Source organism: Aeromonas rivuli, assembly GCF_020149575.1.
GTDB classification, from domain to species: Bacteria; Pseudomonadota; Gammaproteobacteria; order Enterobacterales; family Aeromonadaceae; genus Aeromonas; species Aeromonas rivuli.
In genome coordinates this window covers 2,207,935-2,227,015 of record NZ_CP079742.1, presented here as the reverse complement: position 1 = coordinate 2,227,015, position 19,081 = coordinate 2,207,935, and the positions used below count along the sequence as shown (strand labels likewise).

At 55.8% G+C, this 19,081-nt stretch carries 17 protein-coding genes and 1 pseudogene; 15 read left to right on the top strand and 3 right to left on the bottom strand.

Annotated features, from left to right (window positions below):
- Positions 1-509 precede the first annotated feature (509 nt).
- From KYK33_RS10520 to guaA, 3 genes are all read left to right on the top strand, one after another.
- Complete coding sequence (locus KYK33_RS10520; protein WP_224430457.1) at positions 510-1,154, top strand: YitT family protein; 645 nt, start codon at positions 510-512, stop codon at positions 1,152-1,154.
- Between the two features lie 327 nt (positions 1,155-1,481).
- Positions 1,482-2,945, top strand: a complete 1,464-nt coding sequence (guaB, locus tag KYK33_RS10515; protein WP_042039799.1) for an IMP dehydrogenase — start codon at positions 1,482-1,484, stop codon at positions 2,943-2,945.
- 83 nt (positions 2,946-3,028) lie between these two features.
- Positions 3,029-4,618: a glutamine-hydrolyzing GMP synthase gene (gene guaA / locus KYK33_RS10510; protein ID WP_224430456.1), complete on the top strand. Its 1,590-nt coding sequence runs from the start codon at positions 3,029-3,031 to the stop codon at positions 4,616-4,618.
- Between the two features lie 587 nt (positions 4,619-5,205).
- Here guaA and KYK33_RS10505 read toward each other — a convergent pair.
- Positions 5,206-5,460 (bottom strand): annotated as a pseudogene (locus KYK33_RS10505) (tyrosine-type recombinase/integrase); the annotation flags it as partial.
- A gap of 166 nt (positions 5,461-5,626) precedes the next feature.
- Between KYK33_RS10505 and imm45 the strand changes: the two are divergent.
- The 9 genes from imm45 (at position 5,627) to KYK33_RS10460 (ending at position 11,815) form a co-directional block, all read left to right on the top strand.
- Positions 5,627-5,959 carry an Imm45 family immunity protein gene (gene imm45, locus KYK33_RS20240; protein WP_224430455.1) on the top strand — a complete coding sequence of 111 codons (333 nt, stop codon included), beginning with the start codon at positions 5,627-5,629 and terminating at the stop codon, positions 5,957-5,959.
- Positions 5,960-6,049: 90 nt separating this feature from the next.
- Positions 6,050-6,595, top strand: a complete 546-nt coding sequence (locus KYK33_RS10495; protein ID WP_224430454.1) for a hypothetical protein — start codon at positions 6,050-6,052, stop codon at positions 6,593-6,595.
- A 74-nt stretch (positions 6,596-6,669) separates the two neighbouring features.
- Positions 6,670-7,137, top strand: coding sequence for a PH domain-containing protein (locus KYK33_RS10490; protein ID WP_224430453.1), 468 nt, complete (start codon positions 6,670-6,672; stop codon positions 7,135-7,137).
- Positions 7,138-7,263: 126 nt separating this feature from the next.
- The gene (locus tag KYK33_RS10485) at positions 7,264-7,557 is read left to right on the top strand and encodes a hypothetical protein (RefSeq protein ID WP_224430452.1); all 294 of its coding nucleotides are present in this window, start codon (positions 7,264-7,266) and stop codon (positions 7,555-7,557) included.
- A gap of 77 nt (positions 7,558-7,634) precedes the next feature.
- On the top strand, positions 7,635-8,063 hold the full coding sequence (locus tag KYK33_RS10480; RefSeq protein ID WP_224430451.1) for a hypothetical protein: 429 nt from the start codon (positions 7,635-7,637) through the stop codon (positions 8,061-8,063).
- A gap of 98 nt (positions 8,064-8,161) precedes the next feature.
- The gene (locus KYK33_RS10475; protein WP_224430450.1) at positions 8,162-8,770 is read left to right on the top strand and encodes a tetratricopeptide repeat protein; all 609 of its coding nucleotides are present in this window, start codon (positions 8,162-8,164) and stop codon (positions 8,768-8,770) included.
- 107 nt (positions 8,771-8,877) lie between these two features.
- Positions 8,878-9,333 carry an ASCH domain-containing protein gene (locus KYK33_RS10470; protein ID WP_224430449.1) on the top strand — a complete coding sequence of 152 codons (456 nt, stop codon included), beginning with the start codon at positions 8,878-8,880 and terminating at the stop codon, positions 9,331-9,333.
- Positions 9,334-9,626: 293 nt separating this feature from the next.
- Complete coding sequence (locus KYK33_RS10465) at positions 9,627-10,973, top strand: leucine-rich repeat-containing protein kinase family protein (RefSeq protein WP_224430448.1); 1,347 nt, start codon at positions 9,627-9,629, stop codon at positions 10,971-10,973.
- 194 nt (positions 10,974-11,167) lie between these two features.
- The gene (locus KYK33_RS10460) at positions 11,168-11,815 is read left to right on the top strand and encodes a thiopurine S-methyltransferase (RefSeq protein ID WP_224430447.1); all 648 of its coding nucleotides are present in this window, start codon (positions 11,168-11,170) and stop codon (positions 11,813-11,815) included.
- Positions 11,816-12,125: 310 nt separating this feature from the next.
- On the opposite strand, the gene KYK33_RS10455 is transcribed toward KYK33_RS10460, so the two are convergent.
- The gene (locus tag KYK33_RS10455; protein ID WP_224430446.1) at positions 12,126-14,900 is read right to left on the bottom strand and encodes an insulinase family protein; all 2,775 of its coding nucleotides are present in this window, start codon (positions 14,898-14,900) and stop codon (positions 12,126-12,128) included.
- Between the two features lie 162 nt (positions 14,901-15,062).
- On the opposite strand from KYK33_RS10455, the gene sixA reads away from it, so the two are divergent.
- The 3 genes from sixA to KYK33_RS10440 all read left to right on the top strand — a co-directional run bounded on the left by sixA (position 15,063) and on the right by KYK33_RS10440 (position 16,984).
- The gene (gene sixA, locus KYK33_RS10450; protein WP_224430445.1) at positions 15,063-15,542 is read left to right on the top strand and encodes a phosphohistidine phosphatase SixA; all 480 of its coding nucleotides are present in this window, start codon (positions 15,063-15,065) and stop codon (positions 15,540-15,542) included.
- A 117-nt stretch (positions 15,543-15,659) separates the two neighbouring features.
- On the top strand, positions 15,660-15,866 hold the full coding sequence (locus KYK33_RS10445; protein WP_042039812.1) for a DUF1107 domain-containing protein: 207 nt from the start codon (positions 15,660-15,662) through the stop codon (positions 15,864-15,866).
- Between the two features lie 215 nt (positions 15,867-16,081).
- Entirely contained in the window at positions 16,082-16,984 is a 903-nt protein-coding gene (locus KYK33_RS10440; protein ID WP_042039813.1) for a DMT family transporter, read from the top strand.
- Positions 16,985-17,055: 71 nt separating this feature from the next.
- Here KYK33_RS10440 and KYK33_RS10435 read toward each other — a convergent pair whose 3' ends face one another.
- On the bottom strand, positions 17,056-18,672 hold the full coding sequence (locus tag KYK33_RS10435) for a peptide ABC transporter substrate-binding protein (protein WP_224430444.1): 1,617 nt from the start codon (positions 18,670-18,672) through the stop codon (positions 17,056-17,058).
- Positions 18,673-19,081 lie beyond the last annotated feature (409 nt).

The window sequence follows — 19,081 nt, the reverse complement described above, 5'->3', positions numbered from 1 at the left end:
AACTGCCCTGACTCTGGCTCCGTGTTGGGGGGGATATGCTGCACCGTTATGGTGCTGTAGTGCACCGAACATGTGCAACCAGTTGGGTGGTCACTGTGCTGCCAGCACCTGATCGGGGGAGCTGCAAGGCATCTGCGCCGGGAAATGCGCGTCCTGGCCCCCTGTTGCCCCCCCAACGCGGGCCTCCCAGTCTCACCGCCAACCCGTATCGGGCAAGGGTTGTGACTGAAAACGGGCTTCACGGCGCGGCCATGATCTGAGTGCTTGTCATCAGAGAAATCCTGTTCATGCTGCCTGGCTCAAGGTGGGGATCCATAAGCCAGATGTACATGCCAGTTAATATGCTTTTAGTAGTTCTATAATCTGAATTTAATTTAAATCCCAGCGTCTTGTCATGGTTGGCGCTCTTTTTGCTGCGTGATAGCAATCCAAGCACAGTATCAGCGCCAGCCTGACACCCATGGATTTATCTGGCGACTGATGCTTATTCATTCATGACAAGGAGTCCTATGGGAAACGGCATGGCAAACGACGTGGCATTACCGCAAGCAGCCACCCGCAACGGGCTTGTCCATAACTTCAAAGATGATGTGTATGGTCTGACACTGGGGGTGATGTTCATCGCTATCGGGCTGTACATGCTCAAGCTGGCAGGCATGATCACCGGCGGCGTGGCGGGCATGGCACTGCTGCTCTCCTATCAGGTGGAGTTGCCCATAGGGGTGTTGTTCATCTTGACCAATCTCCCCTTCATGCTGTTTTGCTATGCCCGTATGGGGCTCCCCTTCACCCTGAAGACGCTGATCGTCAATATTGCCCTCGCTGCTGCCAGCCAGATAGTGCCCCATTTGCAGACGGTGACCTATATACATCCGCTGTTTGCCGCCCTGGTCGGTGGCACCTTCATCGGCATGGGGGTCCTGTCACTCGCCCGTCACAATGCCTCGGTCGGTGGCACTGGCGTGGTGACCCTCTGGCTGCAGGCCAGGTTTGCCATCAATGCAGGCAAGACCCAGATGTTGCTGGATCTGCTGCTGTTTGCCCTCTCCTTGAGTCTGCTACCTGCCCCCTTGCTGTTCTGGTCGGCCCTGAGCGCCCTGGCCATGAATGCCATGCTGATGAACTGGCACAAACCTGGTCGTTACCAGGGGTGATTGGGTTGCCGTCTCGCGCGTGACTGGTCACCCGAGGTGGCGCTCCATTCGACCCCTTATGGTCGACAGTGTCGGGGGAGGGTACTGAGTGTGTCCTATGCCAGCCTTGAAAAAGTCAGGCCATGCCGATGGATGGCGCCGTTACATTATTTCGAGGTAAAAAGGGCCATTTTATGACTGAATTTGTGAGAGTTTTGCCTGTTTGGCGCGCTAAAAGCGGGCTGTGCCACAAAAAATTAAAAAATACTTCTTTACCAACCGGTAAACCATGAGTAAAATTTGTCGGCAATATTTTCCACCCCCACTCCTCAACGGTGAGATATTGCCATGCTCAGGATTGCCAAAGAAGCGCTGACCTTCGACGATGTATTGTTGGTTCCAGCACACTCCACTGTTCTTCCTAATACAGCCGATCTGCGTACCAAGCTAACGTCTGCTATCTCCCTGAATATTCCGATGATTTCCGCTGCCATGGACACAGTGACCGAAGCCCGTCTGGCTATCGCACTGGCCCAGGAAGGCGGTATCGGCTTCATTCACAAGAACATGTCCATCGAGCAGCAGGCTGCCGAAGTGCGCAAGGTCAAGAAGTACGAGAGTGGTGTCGTCTCCGACCCCGTGACCGTGCGTCCCGACATGACCATTGCCCAGATCAAAGAGCTGAGCCACAAGAACGGTTTCGCCGGTTACCCCGTGGTGACTGACGGCAACCAGCTGGTCGGCATCATCACCGGCCGTGATGTGCGCTTCGTGATTGATCTCTCCCAGACCGTTGAACAGGTCATGACCCAAAAAGATCGTCTGGTGACGGTGCGTGAAGGGGCCCCTCGTGAAGAGGTGGTTGCCCTGATGCAAAAACACCGCATCGAGAAGGTGCTGGTGGTTAATGCCGACTTCAAACTCATGGGCATGATCACCGTCAAGGACTTCCAGAAAGCCGAACGCAAACCCAACGCCTGTAAAGACGAGAAGGGCCGCCTGCGGGTTGGCGCTGCCGTCGGTGCCGGTGCCGGTAACGAAGAGCGCGTCGCCGCCCTGGTCGAGGCCGGTGTGGACGTGCTGCTGATTGACTCCTCCCACGGTCACTCCCAGGGCGTGCTGGATCGCATCAAGGCGACCCGCGATGCCTATCCCGAGCTGCAGATCATCGGTGGCAACGTGGCCACGGCCGCTGGCGCCCTGGCGCTGGTCGCCGCTGGCGTCAATGCCGTCAAGGTCGGTATCGGTCCTGGCTCCATTTGTACTACTCGCATCGTGACCGGTGTCGGCGTGCCCCAGATCACCGCCATCTCCGATGCCGTTGAAGCGCTGGAAGGCACCGGTGTCCCCGTGATTGCCGATGGCGGCATCCGCTTCTCCGGTGACGTGGCCAAGGCCATCGCCGCGGGCGCCAGCTGCGTCATGGTGGGTTCCATGTTCGCCGGTACCGAAGAGGCGCCCGGTGACATCGAGCTCTACCAGGGGCGCTCTTTCAAGTCCTACCGCGGCATGGGCTCTCTGGGCGCCATGTCCAAGGGCTCAAGCGATCGCTACTTCCAGACCGACAATGCCGCCGACAAGCTGGTGCCGGAAGGGATCGAAGGGCGAGTGCCGTACAAGGGGCGCCTCAAGGAGATCATCCATCAGCAGATGGGTGGCCTGCGCTCTTCCATGGGCTTGACTGGTTGCGCCACCATCGACGAGATGCGCACCAAGGCCGAGTTCGTGCGCATCTCCGGCGCCGGGATGAAAGAGTCCCACGTCCATGACGTGACCATCACCAAAGAAGCCCCCAACTACCGGATGGGCTGATAAAACGGGGCCTCGGCCCCGTTTCGCTACCATTTTTTATCCCCATGCTTTTTGTTACAACATCAGCCTGATGCAGGAATAAAATGACTAACAATATTCACGCCCACCGTATTCTGATCCTGGATTTCGGTTCTCAGTACACCCAGCTTATCGCCCGCCGTGTCCGTGAGATCGGTGTCTACTGCGAGCTGTGGGCCTGGGATGTCACCGAAGCGCAGATCCGCGAATTCAATCCCAACGGCATCATTCTCTCCGGCGGCCCTGAGTCCGTGACCGAGGCGGACAGCCCCCGTGCCCCTGACTATGTCTTCAACGCCGGCGTGCCGGTGTTTGGTGTCTGCTACGGCATGCAGACCATGGCCGAACAGCTCGGTGGCAAGGTGCAATCCTCCACCGAACGCGAATTTGGCTATGCCCAGGTCGAAGTGCTGGGTCAGTCCGGCCAGAGCAGCGCCCTGCTGCGCAACATCGAAGATGCCATCGCCCCCAACGGCCATGCCCTGCTGGACGTCTGGATGAGCCACGGCGACAAAGTCACCGAGATCCCGGCCGGTTTCACCACCATTGCCCAGACGGCGACCTGCCCCCATGCTGCCATGGCCGATGAGGCCAAGCGCTTCTATGGCGTCCAGTTCCACCCGGAAGTGACCCACACCCGTCAGGGTGCCCGTCTGCTCGAGCATTTCGTCAAAGACATCTGCGGTTGCCAATGCCTGTGGACCCCGGCCACCATCATCGATGACGCCGTGACCCGCATCCGCGAGCAGGTGGGTGAGGATGAAGTGATCCTGGGCCTCTCCGGCGGCGTCGACTCCTCGGTAGTGGCCATGCTGGTACACCGCGCCATCGGCGATCGTCTCACCTGTGTGTTCGTTGACAACGGCCTGCTGCGTTTGAACGAAGGCACTCAGGTGATGGAGATGTTCGGCGATCACTTTGGTCTCAAGATCATCAAGGTCGATGCCGAAGCGCGCTTCCTCGGCGCCCTCAAGGGCATCGACGAGCCGGAAGCCAAGCGCAAAGCCATCGGCCGCGTCTTCGTGGAAGTGTTCGACGACGAAGCCAAGAAGCTGAAAAACGCCAAATGGCTGGCCCAGGGCACCATCTATCCGGATGTGATCGAATCCGCCGCCAGCGCCACCGGCAAGGCCCACGTCATCAAGTCTCACCACAACGTCGGCGGCCTGCCGGCCGAGATGAAGATGGGTCTGGTCGAGCCGCTGCGCGAGCTGTTCAAGGACGAGGTACGCCGGGTCGGTCTGGAGCTGGGTCTGCCCTATGACATGCTCTACCGTCATCCGTTCCCGGGTCCGGGTCTGGGCGTGCGCGTGCTTGGCGAAGTGAAGAAAGAGTATTGCGAACTGCTGCGCAAAGCCGATGCCATCTTCATCGAAGAGCTGCGCAAGGCCGATCTCTACAACCAGGTCAGCCAGGCGTTTGCGGTGTTCCTGCCGGTGCGCTCCGTCGGCGTCATGGGCGATGGTCGCAAATATGACTGGGTCATTGCCCTGCGCGCCGTCGAGACCATCGACTTCATGACCGCTCACTGGGCTCATCTGCCCTATGACTTCCTCGGCCACGTGTCGAACCGCATCATCAACGAGATCAACGGCATCTCCCGCGTGGTGTACGACGTCTCCGGCAAACCGCCTGCCACTATTGAGTGGGAATAAAAGGAGCGGGAATAAGCGGCTAGCGCCTCTCCCTGCCGATAACGCAAAATTGTCAAAAAGGCGCCCTTGAGGCGTCTTTTCTTTTTTCAATCGTTTGCGTGGAAATTGGCTCCAGGATCTGGCGTCGCTCGGTCAAGTTTCTGCACCCATGGCGAACTTTCTGCTCCCTGATGGCAAGGGGAGGGAGGTTGAGACGGCTTCACGCAAGGGATGCGAGAACGCTGCTCTTGAAGAGGCTTCCCTGCCTCGCGGCCTGAACCCGCTTCTTTGCTTCGGTGAGGTGTTGGCAGTGGAGCAGGATATCGACTCTTTTGATGCGCGGTGTTGATACGATGGCATTGATACGCCATATCACCACCAAAGTGGATTAATTTGTTGATCTTGCTCCTGAAATTATCATCTCACTCTTCCTTCCCCAGCCACACTCGCTAAGATAGTCGTTTGAAAACCGTTTTGTCAGGGTCACTCATGAGCCAGGCCAGAGCAACGGCACAGGTCGAACGCAGCAAACTGGAGTCTGTCATTCAGGGGCGGTAGCTTGGCCGCAATTTGGGAATGGCATAAGCAGGTTAGGTGTCAGAGAGCGCTCACTCTAGTGGGCTGACCACACCGGCAAAGCCCTGGCCCAGGACATGCGTATAGATCTGCGTTGTGCGTACATCGGCGTGCCCGAGTAGCGTCTGCACTGTCCGGATATCGCTGCCACGACGCAGCAGCTCGGTGGCGAAACTGTGGCGAAAGGTATGGCAACTGGCCGGTTTGTGCAGGCTGGATTGCCTGACGAGATGTCTGACAGCTTTCTGTATTGCACTGACGTGAATATGATGGCGAACAATCCGCCCGTCCTCCGTACAAAACTGGCCTACGTAGCGAACATACTTGAAGACGAATAGCGCAAGTTGAAACAAACATGAAACCACGAAAGAACATAACAATTGGTTCAAAGCGCTCGCTTCGCTCACTGGGACGGGCTAAAGCCCGCCCCTTAACTAAACGTTAGGTTCCACGATGAAATGGCACCCACTCACCACGTGCATAAACGACTCATTTGGCAGAGGCGCAGTGTTTCGTTTTCCAGCGAAACACCCATTTGAAGCAATCGTTGACTTCATGATTATTGAAGAAAGTGAGTCCCCAAGCTCTTACAAGCTTATCTGCTCTTCCGGTTATCACTCGGGGCAAACAGAACTAGTATTTCCAGCAGAAGCAGCACACAAAAAAGGTGGTATCTCATCAGCTTGGCTAAAGAATAATTGGTCACTCTGGATTTATCCTGAATGCGAAGTCTCAAGCGTCGAACACATTGAGTTTTACCCTTCAAACTACGGAGTAAGAACCTAACAATGTGCTCAACTGTCACTCACTTCGTTCGCTGGATGTCCAAAAACTGCGCTTTTGGCCGCTCGTTAGCTTAATTGTTAGGGTTCAATCATGAAATGCAGTAGCTGTAATAAATTTATCAAAGAATCATCTGTTTTTGGTAGCGTTGAATATTTTGTATGTCCTGATTGTGGAAACTGTATTGAGATAGACTTGAGCTCTAAAAAACTAAGATTGGATATTTTACATCGAAAGGGCAGTGATAATACTCATGAAAGCTATTCTTCAAATTTCATTGTCGATGAATCATCTTTGTTACATATCTTATCTATAAATTATGGTAGGCATGCTGATTATTTAGGCTGTTTTGCACGCGGCTGGGACAAGCTTAATGAGCATAGTAAAAGGCAATTTTTGCTTTTAGAAGCTCCAGAAATGGAGAGTGGAAGAAGGTTGATCTATGTATGTCCAGAGTGCGCAGATGTTGGATGTGGTGCGTACGGCTGTAAAATGAAAAAGGAAGGTCGTTTCTATGTTTGGGAAAGCTTTGCCTATGAAAATGGCTACGAAGAACCTCAGATTATAGCCGGCGTTGGTCCATTTCGGTTTGATATTTCAGAGTATGAGGAGGTTATTGGTCGTGCCTATAAACTCTAACAAGTCAATAAACTGCGCGCCTTCGGCACCGGACGGCGAAAAGCGCCGCCGATTATTGAGGCGTTAAGCATTAAATGAAAATCATCAACCAAGGAGTTGGAAATATGGGAAGTTACGTAGAAAGCGCTCTTACAAAAGGCGAAAAAGTAATTTATGAAGGGAAAACGAGCATCTGGTCTCTTTTGCCACTGATCCTTTTGGGTTTATTAACACTCGGCATCTTTGGCATTGGTCTGCTTTTCTGGATCGCAGCAGCAATACGCTACTTCTCTACAGAACTAGCCATCACAAACAAACGTGTTATTGCTAAATTTGGATTCATAAGCAGAACAACCATCGAAATAAACATACAAAAAATTGAAAGCATCCAAGTTAACCAAGGCATCCTTGGTCGCATATTCAACTTCGGCTCAATTATTGTTTCTGGTGCAGGAAATCCGCAAGCACCAGTTCCAGGAATTTCTAGTCCTTTGAACTTCCGTCGGGAATTCCTAAATACACAAGAGCAAGAGTTGTCGGCTAACAACGTGGCTGTAGCATAACAAGCGATTCAAGCTGCTCGCTTCGCTCACTCGGGACCGGCTAAAGCCAGCCTCTTAACTTGAACGTTATGCTTCGCCAACTTACAGCGATGTGTCGCCAACAAACCATCAGAAGAAAGAATAAGAATGAACACTGAAACTATCGGAAACATAGCGATTGGCTTCATAGCCCCAATTGTAATATTTTCCCTTGTGGTTTTCGCCTTCCTTAAAACCAAACAGAGACATATTGCAAACAATGCTGCTGGCTTTCTACTCATCATGTTATCAATAGTAATGAGCGGTGCACCTAATTTTTCAGCACATGGCGATATTGCAAATAACGAGATATATAAGCTCATTGCAGTACTTGCAGGGCTTTTCGGCACTGCAATATGCGCCTATGTTGCCTTTAAAGATCAAGCCAATAGCAAAACATAACAAGCGGTTCAAACCGCTCGCTGCGCTCACTGGGACGGACTAAATCCCGCCCCTTAACCAAACGTTAGGTAATCATAATGAAAGCATCTGAGTTACAGGAGAAATTAGTATCCGAAGGGTGCAATGTAAGTAATTTTGCAGTAATGAGCCGAGGTGATGATTCTTTCTGTTTGGATAAGAAAGGCAGCAAGTGGGCTGTTTTCTACTCTGAGAGAGGGCGTGATTACGATCCAATTTTCACCTCCGACAGTGAGGAACATGCTTGTGAGTTTTTCTTAGCTCATGTAATTAAACAGCAACATTGGCATATTGTCGCTTTTTTTAAAAGCGAAGTTGATGCAATCAATTTAGACGCAAAGCTCGCCGCGATAGGTGTTGAATCGATAAGAAACGATATACCGGCTTATAAAAGCGTTAATGATCCAAGATACCGAGTGTTTGTAGTGGGTAAAGATATATTTAAAGTAAGGGAGCATCTCGGCCATGTTCAAGTCAGCTATGCCTAACAAACGCAGTCACAAACGGCCACTACGTGGCCTGGACCTCAACCGCTGCGCGGGTTTCGGCCTATGCTGCGAGCGTTATGCCTAATCGTGGAGCTACAATGAAGCAGGCATTTTTTCCAACAAGCATTATTTCTGTACTTATGTTAATCAGCGGGTGCTCTGCTGTTGGCGTAGTTAAAAGCTCAGATCCGCATCAGAAATTGGCGGACGCAGATAGACTAGTCGACCAGAACAGGCCTACTGCAGCAGAACGGCTAATTGTCGAGTCTCTGTCCATTTGCAAAGAAGCCAACGACCAACTTTGTTTCGCTGATGCCTATCGAATGTATGGCCTTTTCTTTATGTCCAACTCTTTCGACGGACAATGGAAACAACATTATATTAAAAATGGCTTTACCGAGCCATCGGTCAACTTGGAAAATCGCTATTCAAAAGCTATCGAATATCTTCAAAAATCACGCAGTATCTACACGCAAACAGCCAATTATGACATCGTTAGCAATCTAAGCTTGAATATGGGTTTCGCCTACGAGATACAGGGAGATAATCCGTCAGCCTGCACGGCTTACGATGAGAGCTTACGAGCCAACGCTGAGAATGTTCGCATCAATCCTAGTATAAAAATTGTCATGCCTGAAAAATACGGCACCTTTGAAAACTATATTCAAATTCAAAAAAATAGAGCTTTGTGCAAAAGTCCAGCATAACAAGCGGTTCAAGCCGCTCGCTTCGCTCACTCGGGGCCGGCTAAAACCTGCCCCTTAACCAAACGTTAGGCAGGTAAGACACTCTTATGCATCCATCAATAAAGTTCATGTGGGACGACTACCTTGCTCGCCAGCCCGCGCCTTCACGATCCTCCACCGATGCACCCGCAGCTTGGCATTTCTGCGACAACGAGGCGGACGCCAATGAATGTGCTCAGCTAGTCTTGACCGGTAAAAAACGCGCAACATCACCATCATTGTGGTCATTTGAAAGCAGCGATGAGGCGTTGCCCCAGATTGGCGATCTGAATATCGTGACGGACTGGAACGGTAAGGCCGTATGCATTATTCGCACAATCAAAGTGCATATCTTGCCGCTCAATGAGATCACTGAGACTCATGCAAGCGTTGAAGGTGAGGGGGATGGCTCCCTCGACTGGTGGTACAAGGCTCACTGGGACTATTACCATCATGAGCTCCAAGGAACTGGCTATGCGCCTCAGCCTGACATGCCTGTCGTCTTTCAAGAGTTTGAGTGCATATTCCCGGCAAGCGCAGCCTAACAATTCAAGTGAACAACGTGAATCGCACCGCTAATTTGGCTTCTTATACCTTGCCCAAAAGCCGCTTTGAAAACGGTGCAATGGGCTGCGCTTATTGCAGCCTAGGTGTTTCGTTAATCCGAAGGGGGTGGTGTTACTGATCGCCATGCCCCGTCACCAAGGCAACAAAAGGGGCGATCTGCGCCCCGAATTCTCTATAATGCCCCCCTTTAAGACCGCTGGACGCAGGTTCGGCGCGCTCTGATGGCAACGTTGCGCCATCAGGCTGGGTCACCAATATTTGAGAAACGGCTATGCATACCCTGGAACAGCTGCGCGCGGGTGAGCTTGGCGGCGCCCGCCATCTGAAGCTTTGTGAAAACCTCGCGGTTTTCCCCCCCGAGATCCTCAGCCTCAAAGAGACCCTGGAGGTGCTGGATCTGACCGGCAACCAGCTGAGCGAACTGCCCGATGAGCTGGCCGAGTGCAAACGACTTCGTATCCTCTTCTGCTCCGAGAACCGCTTCACCGTGCTGCCCGAGGTGCTGGGACGCTGCCCGTCGCTCACCATGGTGGGCTTCAAGGCCAACCGGATTGCCACTGTCTCGGCCGCATCCCTGCCTTCAGGCTTGCGCTGGCTTATTCTGACCGACAACGCCATTGAACGGCTTCCCGACACATTGGGTCAGTGCGCCGCCCTGCAAAAGCTGATGCTGGCGGGCAACCGCCTGCGTGAGCTGCCAGCGAGCCTTGGCAACTGCCGCCGTTTGGAGCTGTTGCGCATCGCCGCCAACCGGCTAGAGGCGTTTCCCGAGTGGTTGTTCGATTTGCCGCGCCTCGCCTGGCTGGCCTATGCAGGTAATCCCTTTGCCGATGAATGGGAGCGCCAGCTTGGCAACAGGGCAACCGCCGCCGAGATCCCCTGGCAGGCGTTGACGCTGGGGGGGCAACTGGGGCAGGGGGCGTCCGGCGTTGTCCACCGCGCAGAGCTTGATACGGATGAAGGAACGAAGGCAGTGGCGGTCAAGCTGTTCAAGGGGGCCGTGACCAGCGATGGCCTGCCTCGCTGCGAGATGGCGGTCTCCCTGGCCGCAGGCAGGCATCCCCATCTCATCGGGGTAACGGGCCGAGTCGGCAGTCACCCCTCCGGCATACCGGCGCTGGTGATGACACTGATAGACCCCGATTTTATCAATCTGGCGGGGCCGCCTAGCCTGGACTCCTGCACCCGCGACGTCTATCCCGCAGGGCTGTCGTTCACCCCGGCCGCCCTGATCGCCATGGCGCAGGGCGTGGCTTCTGCCGCGCAGCACCTCCATGAGAGAGGGATCCTGCACGGGGATCTTTATGGTCACAATCTGTTGCACGGTCAGCAGGGGCGGGTGCTGCTCGGGGACTTTGGCGCCGCCTCCTGTTACGACAGAGAAAACGGCGTGCTGGCTGCCCGGCTGGAGCGGATAGAGATCAGGGCCTTTGGTTGCCTGCTCGAGGAGCTGGTTGCCCGCAGCAACGTCGAGGCCGCCGTGCTGTTGCCACTTCAACAATTGGTGCAAGCCTGCTTGGTTGATGAACTGGCGTTACGGCCCTCCTTTGCGCACGTCAGGGTCCAGATAGAGGCCGCTAGCCAGGCCGCAATGTTGAGTGCCCAGACGTATGCCTGATATCCATTGTGGCGGGCGCCATGGAAGCTCATGGGTGGATTGCCCAGCCCCTTCAGGGCGCGTCACTCACTGTCAAAACGACGCCAGCGGCGTTTTTATTTCGCCATCGTTTGACTGTTCTGTGCGGCCATGGCGCTTGCACCCGTTGCCTTAAGTGGTGATAGTAAAACGCTAGCGAGAGAAGGAGAGAAGTGATGGAAGCCGCATTCTGGCACAAGCGTTGGGAAGAGAACCGGATCGGATTTCATCAGGCAGATGTGAATCCCTTCCTGCAAGATTGCTGGCAGGGCAGCCCCGAGCAGGGACCTGTGTTGGTGCCGCTCTGTGGCAAGTCTGCCGACATGGTCTGGCTTAGCCGTCAGGGCCATGCCGTGCATGGCTTCGAGTTATCGCAGCTTGCCGTCAGCCAGTTCTTTGAGGAGCAGGGGCTTGGCGTCCAGCAAGATGTGCTGGGTCCTTACCGGCGTCATCTGAGTGGCGAGATAGCCCTTCATCAGGGGGACTTCTTCGCCGCGGCATCCTTGGGTCACCGCTATCGGCTCGCCTATGACAGGGCGGCGCTCATCGCCTTGCCCACTGCCATGCGCCAGGATTACGCCGACTTGATGGCGCGCCTGATGGTGGCGGGGGGGGAGGTGCTGCTCATCACCCTGGAGTATCAGCCCGAACAGCAGGCGCAACCTCCTTTCTCGGTGGGGGAGTTGGCGGTGCGCACCCTGTTTGAAAGAACGTTCAGGGTCGAGGTACTGGGCAGACGCAGCGAACAGGATCACCCCAGGGTCATGGCTGGTCAGCTCTCCTATTTTGATGAAGTGGCTTATCGACTGACCCGTCGTGGTTGAGTCATCTCTGCGAACAGATGGCCGCGTTGTGATCTGGCAGGCAGATTGACGAGAAGAGGGGGCAAGGTCCTGGACCATGCCCCCTCTTTTTTAGCTCTTTTGATGTAGATCAACGGGGCAGTACAGGTTGTGAGTAAGATGATCCTGTTTCTCAATCACTGCTGGCAATGGCCCAGGCCGACTCGCCTCAGTGCCTGATGTTCACGCTCATGTTCACGTTTGGCGACCCAGGTCGTCTTTATGGTGGTATTTCCAGCCGACCCTCTTGGGTCGGCTTTTTCTTGGTCGGGCGTCCAGCGGCTCAGCAGGATCAGGCCTCGAAGGTCAGGGCATTGAGGCGAAAGGCGCTGGTATCGTCGATGAACTGGCCGGTGATGCGCTCGTCGTGCTCGTGGCCCAGGCCATAGCTGCAGAGGATCAACCTGTCCGAGGTACGTGAGCGCAACTGGGTGATAAAGCGCACCAGATCGGCGCGGCTGAGGTTGCCCACCTCCTCGCAGACCTGTTCGCGCTGATCGAAGCCGAGATCCTTGTTGCCGATGCTGACCCAGAGGCGCTGGCCACGGCTGCGCAGGTTGGCATCGCGCTCGGACAGCTGGGCCTGCAGGCCACGCTTGCTCTCTTGCCACTGCTGCTCGCTAAATTCGAGCATGGCCAGCGGGAAGAGATCGATGAACTCCTCCACCGCATCGAGCAGCACCTGGGGCCCGGCCACCGGCGACTGTATATAGAAGATGAGGCCGGGATGGCGATTGAGGGGCAGATTACCGGCCCCCACCACATAACCGAGTTGCTGGCGGGTGCGCAGCTCGTGGAAGAAGGTGGAGGACATGATGTGGTTGGCCAGGGTAAAACAGGCCAGATCCCGGGCGCGGGTAGTGCGGGACTGGTAGTAGACCAGCAGCGCCGAGTCTTCGTGTTCGCAACCATGCTCGCGAATGAGGGTGCCCCTGTCCTGAATGGAGATCAGGGGGCGGCGGGTCTCCGCGCTCGGCTGGCTATAAGGGGCGAGGTGGCGCTCGAGCAGAGCGGCCAGGGCCAGGGCTTCGCTCTCCTGCCAGTCGCCATGTACCAGGGTCTCGACATGGACCTGGCTGAACAGCTGTTGCACGAAGGCTGGCATCTCATCAATCTCGACCTCGCGCAGGTGACGCAATAACTGCTCGAAGGGGGGATTGTTGGGCTGCAGCAAACTGGTGAGCTGGTTGAACAGCTGATTGATGGGCCTGGTCTTGGCCTGATTCTCCCAGTTGCGGATGAGCTGCTGCTTGATGGCGGCAAAGCGCGCCGGATCCGGATAGCCCAGGGTGCGATTGGCGAGGATCATGTCGAGCAACAGCGCCTGCTTGTCGGAGAAACCACTCAGGGTGATGGTGAAGCCCCCTTGATGGGCATACATCTGGTAACCCAGTCCTGCCAGCTCGGCCGGGTAGGTGAGGGCGTTGAGGTGATCGCACAATAGCTCGACGGCGAGCCGCGCCATGGCAATGTGGCGCGGGCTCTTGACCGCATGCTCACTGTCGATGGCGATGTAGAGGTTGCCCTTGGGCACGCTGAACTGGTGCTCATGGAGGTGCCAGAGTCGAAAACCTGGCCTGTCGATGAGGCAGGTGGGCAAGTCGGTGGCCAGCGCTGGCACCCTGGCTTCCAGCCGAGTGGCGATGAAGGGATTGGGTTCGGGCAGGCGCAGGGCGGCATCGGGTTCGCTCTGCTGCCAGCGGATCTTGTCCGCCTCCGGTATCTGGCTCACCTTGTAGGGGGTCTGATACCAGCGGGCGAGGCGGTCCGTGGCAAGCTCGGGGGCAATGAGGGTCATCCTCAGGTTATGAGGGGTCAGCTTGGCGAGCAGGCGGGCGATCAGCGTCTCGTCATACTCGCGCATCATGTAGTCGCCATGGAGCAAGTCTTGTGGCTGGTAGATGAAGAGATTGAGCACCAGCCCCGAGACGGTGTCTTGCGCCTTGCCGCGCTCCTGGAAGCGGAATGCCGATTCGAGCACCCGCTGTTTCTCCTCGTATCGCCAGGGGGCCAGCCCCTCTTGCTTGACGAGCTTGAGGTAGCCAAACAGCAGCGTGATGATGTCGTCCACATGCTCAACCCCCATGGGGGTCAGGCCGAAGTTGATGCCAAAGTCCTTGAAGTTGCTGCCGCTCACCCCGCCACCGGCGGCCAGCTGATTGACCCAGCCTTTCTCCTTGAGCAGGGAGAGCAGACTGCCATCCCCCTCGTAGCCGATGAGGTGACTCAGGAAGGTAAGCGGCTTCTTGTCGTAATAGGCATCGACCGGTGGCAGGGGGAACGTGAGGCTCAGGCGGCGGCTCTCCTTGACCGGGGTCTGTTCGATGCACAGTCCCAGATCCTCGAGTCGATAGAGGGGCACATCCACGGTCGGGATCCCCAGATTGCGATCCAGGATGGGGCCGAAGAAGTGTTCACACCAAGTTAATTGGTCAGGAATAGACTCGGGAGAGAGCATCACCAAAGCCATGCGATCCGCACTGTAGTGCTGTTCGTAGAACCCTATGAGGTCACTGTGCAAACTGCGCCCAGGCAGATCCGCCAGGGTGTCGAGATTGCCGACCGAGAACTTGGAGAAGGGGTGAGCCGGGTTGACCGTCTCCTTGTGCACCTGATAGCTGCGACGCACATCATCCATCAGCTTGAGCCGATATTCGGAGTCGACGGCGTTGCGCTCCTTATCGACCCATTCGGGTGCGAAGGTGGGGCAGATGAAAAACTGGGAAAAGCGCGCCAACCCTTGTTCGAAATAGTCATTGTCGATGTCGAAGAAGAAGTTGGTGAACTCGGTGCCGGTCCAGGCGTTGTTGCTGCCGCCGTGGCGACTCATGAACTGCTGGTATTCGCCCGGTTTGGGATAAGTACGAGTACCAAGAAACAGCATATGCTCGAGGAAATGGGCCATGCCCTGACGATCGCTCGGATCGTCGAAATGGCCGGTATTGACCGCCAGCGAGGCCGCCGATTTATCGGTCTCAGGGTCGCAAATGAGGAGTACCTTGAGCCGGTTGGCCAGCTCCAGATAGTGATATTGCCTGTGGTCATTCGGGCTGGCGTAGGGGCTCATCGGCGCTGACTCATGTTGGATTTATTTGAATTTAAAGATGATTATCGACCTCGGATAGAGGATGGGCAAACCCTTTTCTGAGAGGTAGCGCAATTGTTTCCCCATGCAGAGCGGGGTAAGATCCCCCCGCCGTTAAAACAGGCCCGACAGGGTGAGGTTGTAATGAAGATTTATATCATGCGTCATGGCCAGGCTGGCATGAATGCGAAAACCGATGAACAGCGTCCCCTGACTGAACAAGGGATTGCCGAGTCACTGCACATGGCACGCTGGCTGGCTCCTCAATTGGATGCGGGCCTTGGGTTGGTCATTCACAGCAACTACCTGCGGGCGCGTCAGACCTGGCAGACAATCAGCCAGGTGCTGCCAACCCCGAGCAAGGTTGAGGAGAGTGGTGACATCACTCCTTACGGTGATCCCACCCTGGTGGCCAGCTATCTCACCGCCCTTGCCGAGCAGCATGACAGCATCCTCATGGTGAGCCATCTGCCTCTGGTGGGTTATCTGGTACAGATGCTGAGTCCGGCAGCAGGGGCGCCCATGTTTGCGACCTCGGGGCTGGCTTGTATCGAATGGAAAGAGGACAAAGGCAACTTGCTCTGGTTGTCAGGACCTCATACAATACCGCTCGAAACAATCTGATAACATTTGGTTTTTTCAGTGTGTGAGCTTGTTGTTCATGGATGAATATTCATTTTTCAGGGAACCGTTTCGCAGAAACTGCTGTCATACGGGTACAACTGCATAGAGGTTGCAACGATGAGAGTATTTAAAAAATACCTGCCGCTGATGGTGGCAAAGCACGTCAAGACTTTCTTCAAGGGGCGCATTTATATCCATGGCCGTGGCCGCTTCGACTTCCAGTCCGGGCTGTTAATGATGCCAAATCAGGCAGACTTGCCTCATCGTCAGACGGTGATCGAGGTCAATGCCATGATAGGTCGTCTGCACATGGACGCGGCTTGACAGTGTTGTCAGTCCGTTTTTGCGATGCGCAGCCCAGACCCTCCCCGGAGGGTCTGATTGTTTCCGCCTTGGCTCGCCAGGTTTGTCTGGACCGCACGGTCGCCATGATGGCCCGGTTGTATGAGTCCGGCTCCCACCACACCGGATGAAATAGCGCTTGCACCATGGGCAGGGCTTCCTAAAATGAGCGCCTGTTTAACTGGGTGTCACACATCATGCCTCCATTGGCGGTTCTCTTTCCCTTCTCCTGCATGGCCATCTGGGCCGGTAACGGTATCGTCAGCAAGCTGTCGGTAGGGTTGTTGTCGCCGGCGGCCATGGCCTGGTCCCGCTGGTTGGTGGCCGCCTTGATCCTGACCCCTTTTCTCGCTCGTTCCGCCTGGCGGCAACGAGCCCGGATCAAGGCCGGTTTTGGCAAGCTGGCCATGCTGGCGCTGCTTGGCATGGTGCTCAACCAGACCTTTGGCTACTACGCGGCCCAGACCCTGGGGGCGACCGAGATTGGCCTGATGATGGGGTTGACGCCGCTGCTGACGGTCTTGCTCAGCGCCTGGGTGTTGCATGAACGACCCAGCTGGGGCGCCCTGCTCGGTGGTCTCATCTCCCTGCTCGGTCTGTTGGTGCTGTTGGGGCAGGGCAATCCCGCCCAACTGCTCCATCAGGGGGTTCAGGCCGGTTCCCTCTACATGTTGATGTCGGCGCTCACCTATGCCCTTTACAGTGTGTTGCTCAAGCGCTGGCAGCTTGGACTGGATAGCTGGACCATGCTCTATGGCCAGGTGCTGTGCAGCTTGCTGTTCCTCACCCCCTTCTTCCTGTTAAGCGACGGCACCCTGCCCGATAGCCGTGCGCTCTGGCTCATCCTCTACGCAGGCATCCCCACCTCGGCCCTCTCCCCCTGGCTCTGGATGCAGGGCATCTCGCGCCTTGGTGCCAACCGCACGGCTATCTTCATGAACCTGTTACCCATCATGACGGCGCTATTGGCGGTCAGTCTGCTGGGGGAGACGCTCACCCCCTATCACCTGGTCGGCGGCAGCCTCACTCTGTTCGGGGTACTGGTTGCCCAGCTGATGGTCAAACCCATCGTCAGTCGCAAGGCCGCGCCCTTGCTCTAATCTGGCCCGCTAAAACAACAGCCCCGCAATGCGGGGCTGTGTCGTATCAGGGTCAACCCGGGGTTGAGCCGTTACTGGGCTACCAGGTACATGTCCTTCGAATAGACCAAGTCCTGCGGGTTGTGATAGGGGTAGCCCTTCACAAAGGACTTGAGCAGACGGGACTTCACATAGAAGTAGACGGGGGCGATGGGAGCCTCCTGGTCGAGGATCACCTCGGCCTGCTGGTAGAGCTGGTTACGCTCGGCCGGATCTTGTGAATCATGGGCCTGGGCGAGCAGGGCATCATATTGCTTGTTGACCCATTTTCCGCTGTTGGCCGAACTGCTGGAGGTCATGATATCGAGGAAGGTGGAGGCATCGTTGTAGTCGCCATTCCAGGAGTAGCGGCTCACGGTGAAGTCCCCCTCGTTGAGGGTCGACACCATGGTCTTCCACTCCATGTTGTTGAGCTCGGACTTGACGCCCAGGTTGTGCTTCCACATGGAGGAGATGGCCAGGGCTATCTTCTTGTGACCCTCGTTGGTGTTGTAGAGGATATCCACATTCAGGGGCTTGTCCGGGCCATAACCAGCCTCGGCCAGCAGCGCCTTGGCCTCCTTGATCCGCTCCTCCTTGCTCATCAGCTCGCTGGTCGACTTCTTGAGTTCGAAGCCGTCGACGATGGGCGGGGTGAAGCTGTAAGCGGAGATCTGCCCCTGGCCCAGGATCTTGCCGGTGATGGTGTCACGGTCGATGGCCAGAGAGAGCGCCTTGCGCACCCGGGGATCGTCAAAAGGTTTGCGCTGGGTGTTGAACACATAGTAATAGCTGGCCAGGATAGGCACGTTGAGCAGCTCATCCGGGGTCGACTTCTTCAAAATGGGATACTGCTCAAGGGGATAGCTGGTGTAGTGCAGGCTGCCAGCCCGATAGCGGTTATAGGCGGCGGTATCGGCCACTATCTCCAGATAGAGTACCTTGTTGAGCACCGTATTGGCGTTGTCCCAGTAGTTGGGATTGCGCTCGGCAACCAGCCGCTCGTTGGGTGTCCACTCCTTGAGCATGAAAGCGCCGTTGGAGACGATATTGCCCGGTTTGACCCACTCCTGGCCGTATTTGGCGATGGTCGCCTTGGGGGCCGGGAAGGTGGTGTAGTGGGAGAGGGTCTTGAGGAAGAAGGGCACCGGGGCCTTGAGGGTGATCTGCAAAGTATGCTCGTCGATGGCCTTGATCCCCAGGGTATCCGGACGCTGCTTGCCTGCCAGCACCTCGCTCGCGCCTGTCACCCCGGTCAGCTCGATGAACCAGGCATAGTTGGAGGCCGTCTTGGGATCCGCCGCCCGCTGCCAGCCATAGACATAATCCGCCGCCGTCACGGGTTCACCGTTGGACCACTTGGCATCGGGTCTGAGTTTGAAGGTATAGACGGTGCCGCTGGCATCCATGTCGTAGCCCAGGGCGCCAGCGGGTTTGAGCTTGCCATCCGCATCCACGGTATAGAGGCCTTCAAACAGGTCGTTGACGATTTCGCTACCGGAACTCTCCTCCACCAGTTGAGGGTCGATGGAGGCGGGTTCGGCGCCGATGTTGCGGACAAAGGTCTGCTGGTCAGGGGGGAGCAACTTGGTCCCAGAGGGAACCTGAGCCGCCAGGGCCGGCAGTGAGAACAGGGCGAGCACAGCCCCTGCAATGAGGGTCTTCTTCATTGAATATCCTTATGTTTTTTTATGCTTCCAAAGCGACCCCAGTGTGCGATATCCATGGTGAAAGCTCAAGGGGTGAGCCGATGCCGATGGCCTTCACATCCGGCGGACGGCGGCAAGTCGCCAGCCAGCCGGGCAGGGGAAGGCGCAGAGGCGGCCTGGGTGACGAAGAAGTGTCGTCATCAAGGGCTCGAGATGTATCACAGCGAATTAACTAGGGAATGCTGCCCTGAAATTAGTGATTTAAACGGGATTTAGCGCCATGTGATTGGCAGTTTTGAACATAATTTCAACGAGTTAATTCGCTGCAAAAACAAATTTTCAACGTTACATTGGGTTACATAACAACGATGCCGGGCTCGGCACTTTTTTTGCGCGGCCCTGCAAACGTTTTCAACGCCAACGGAAACGC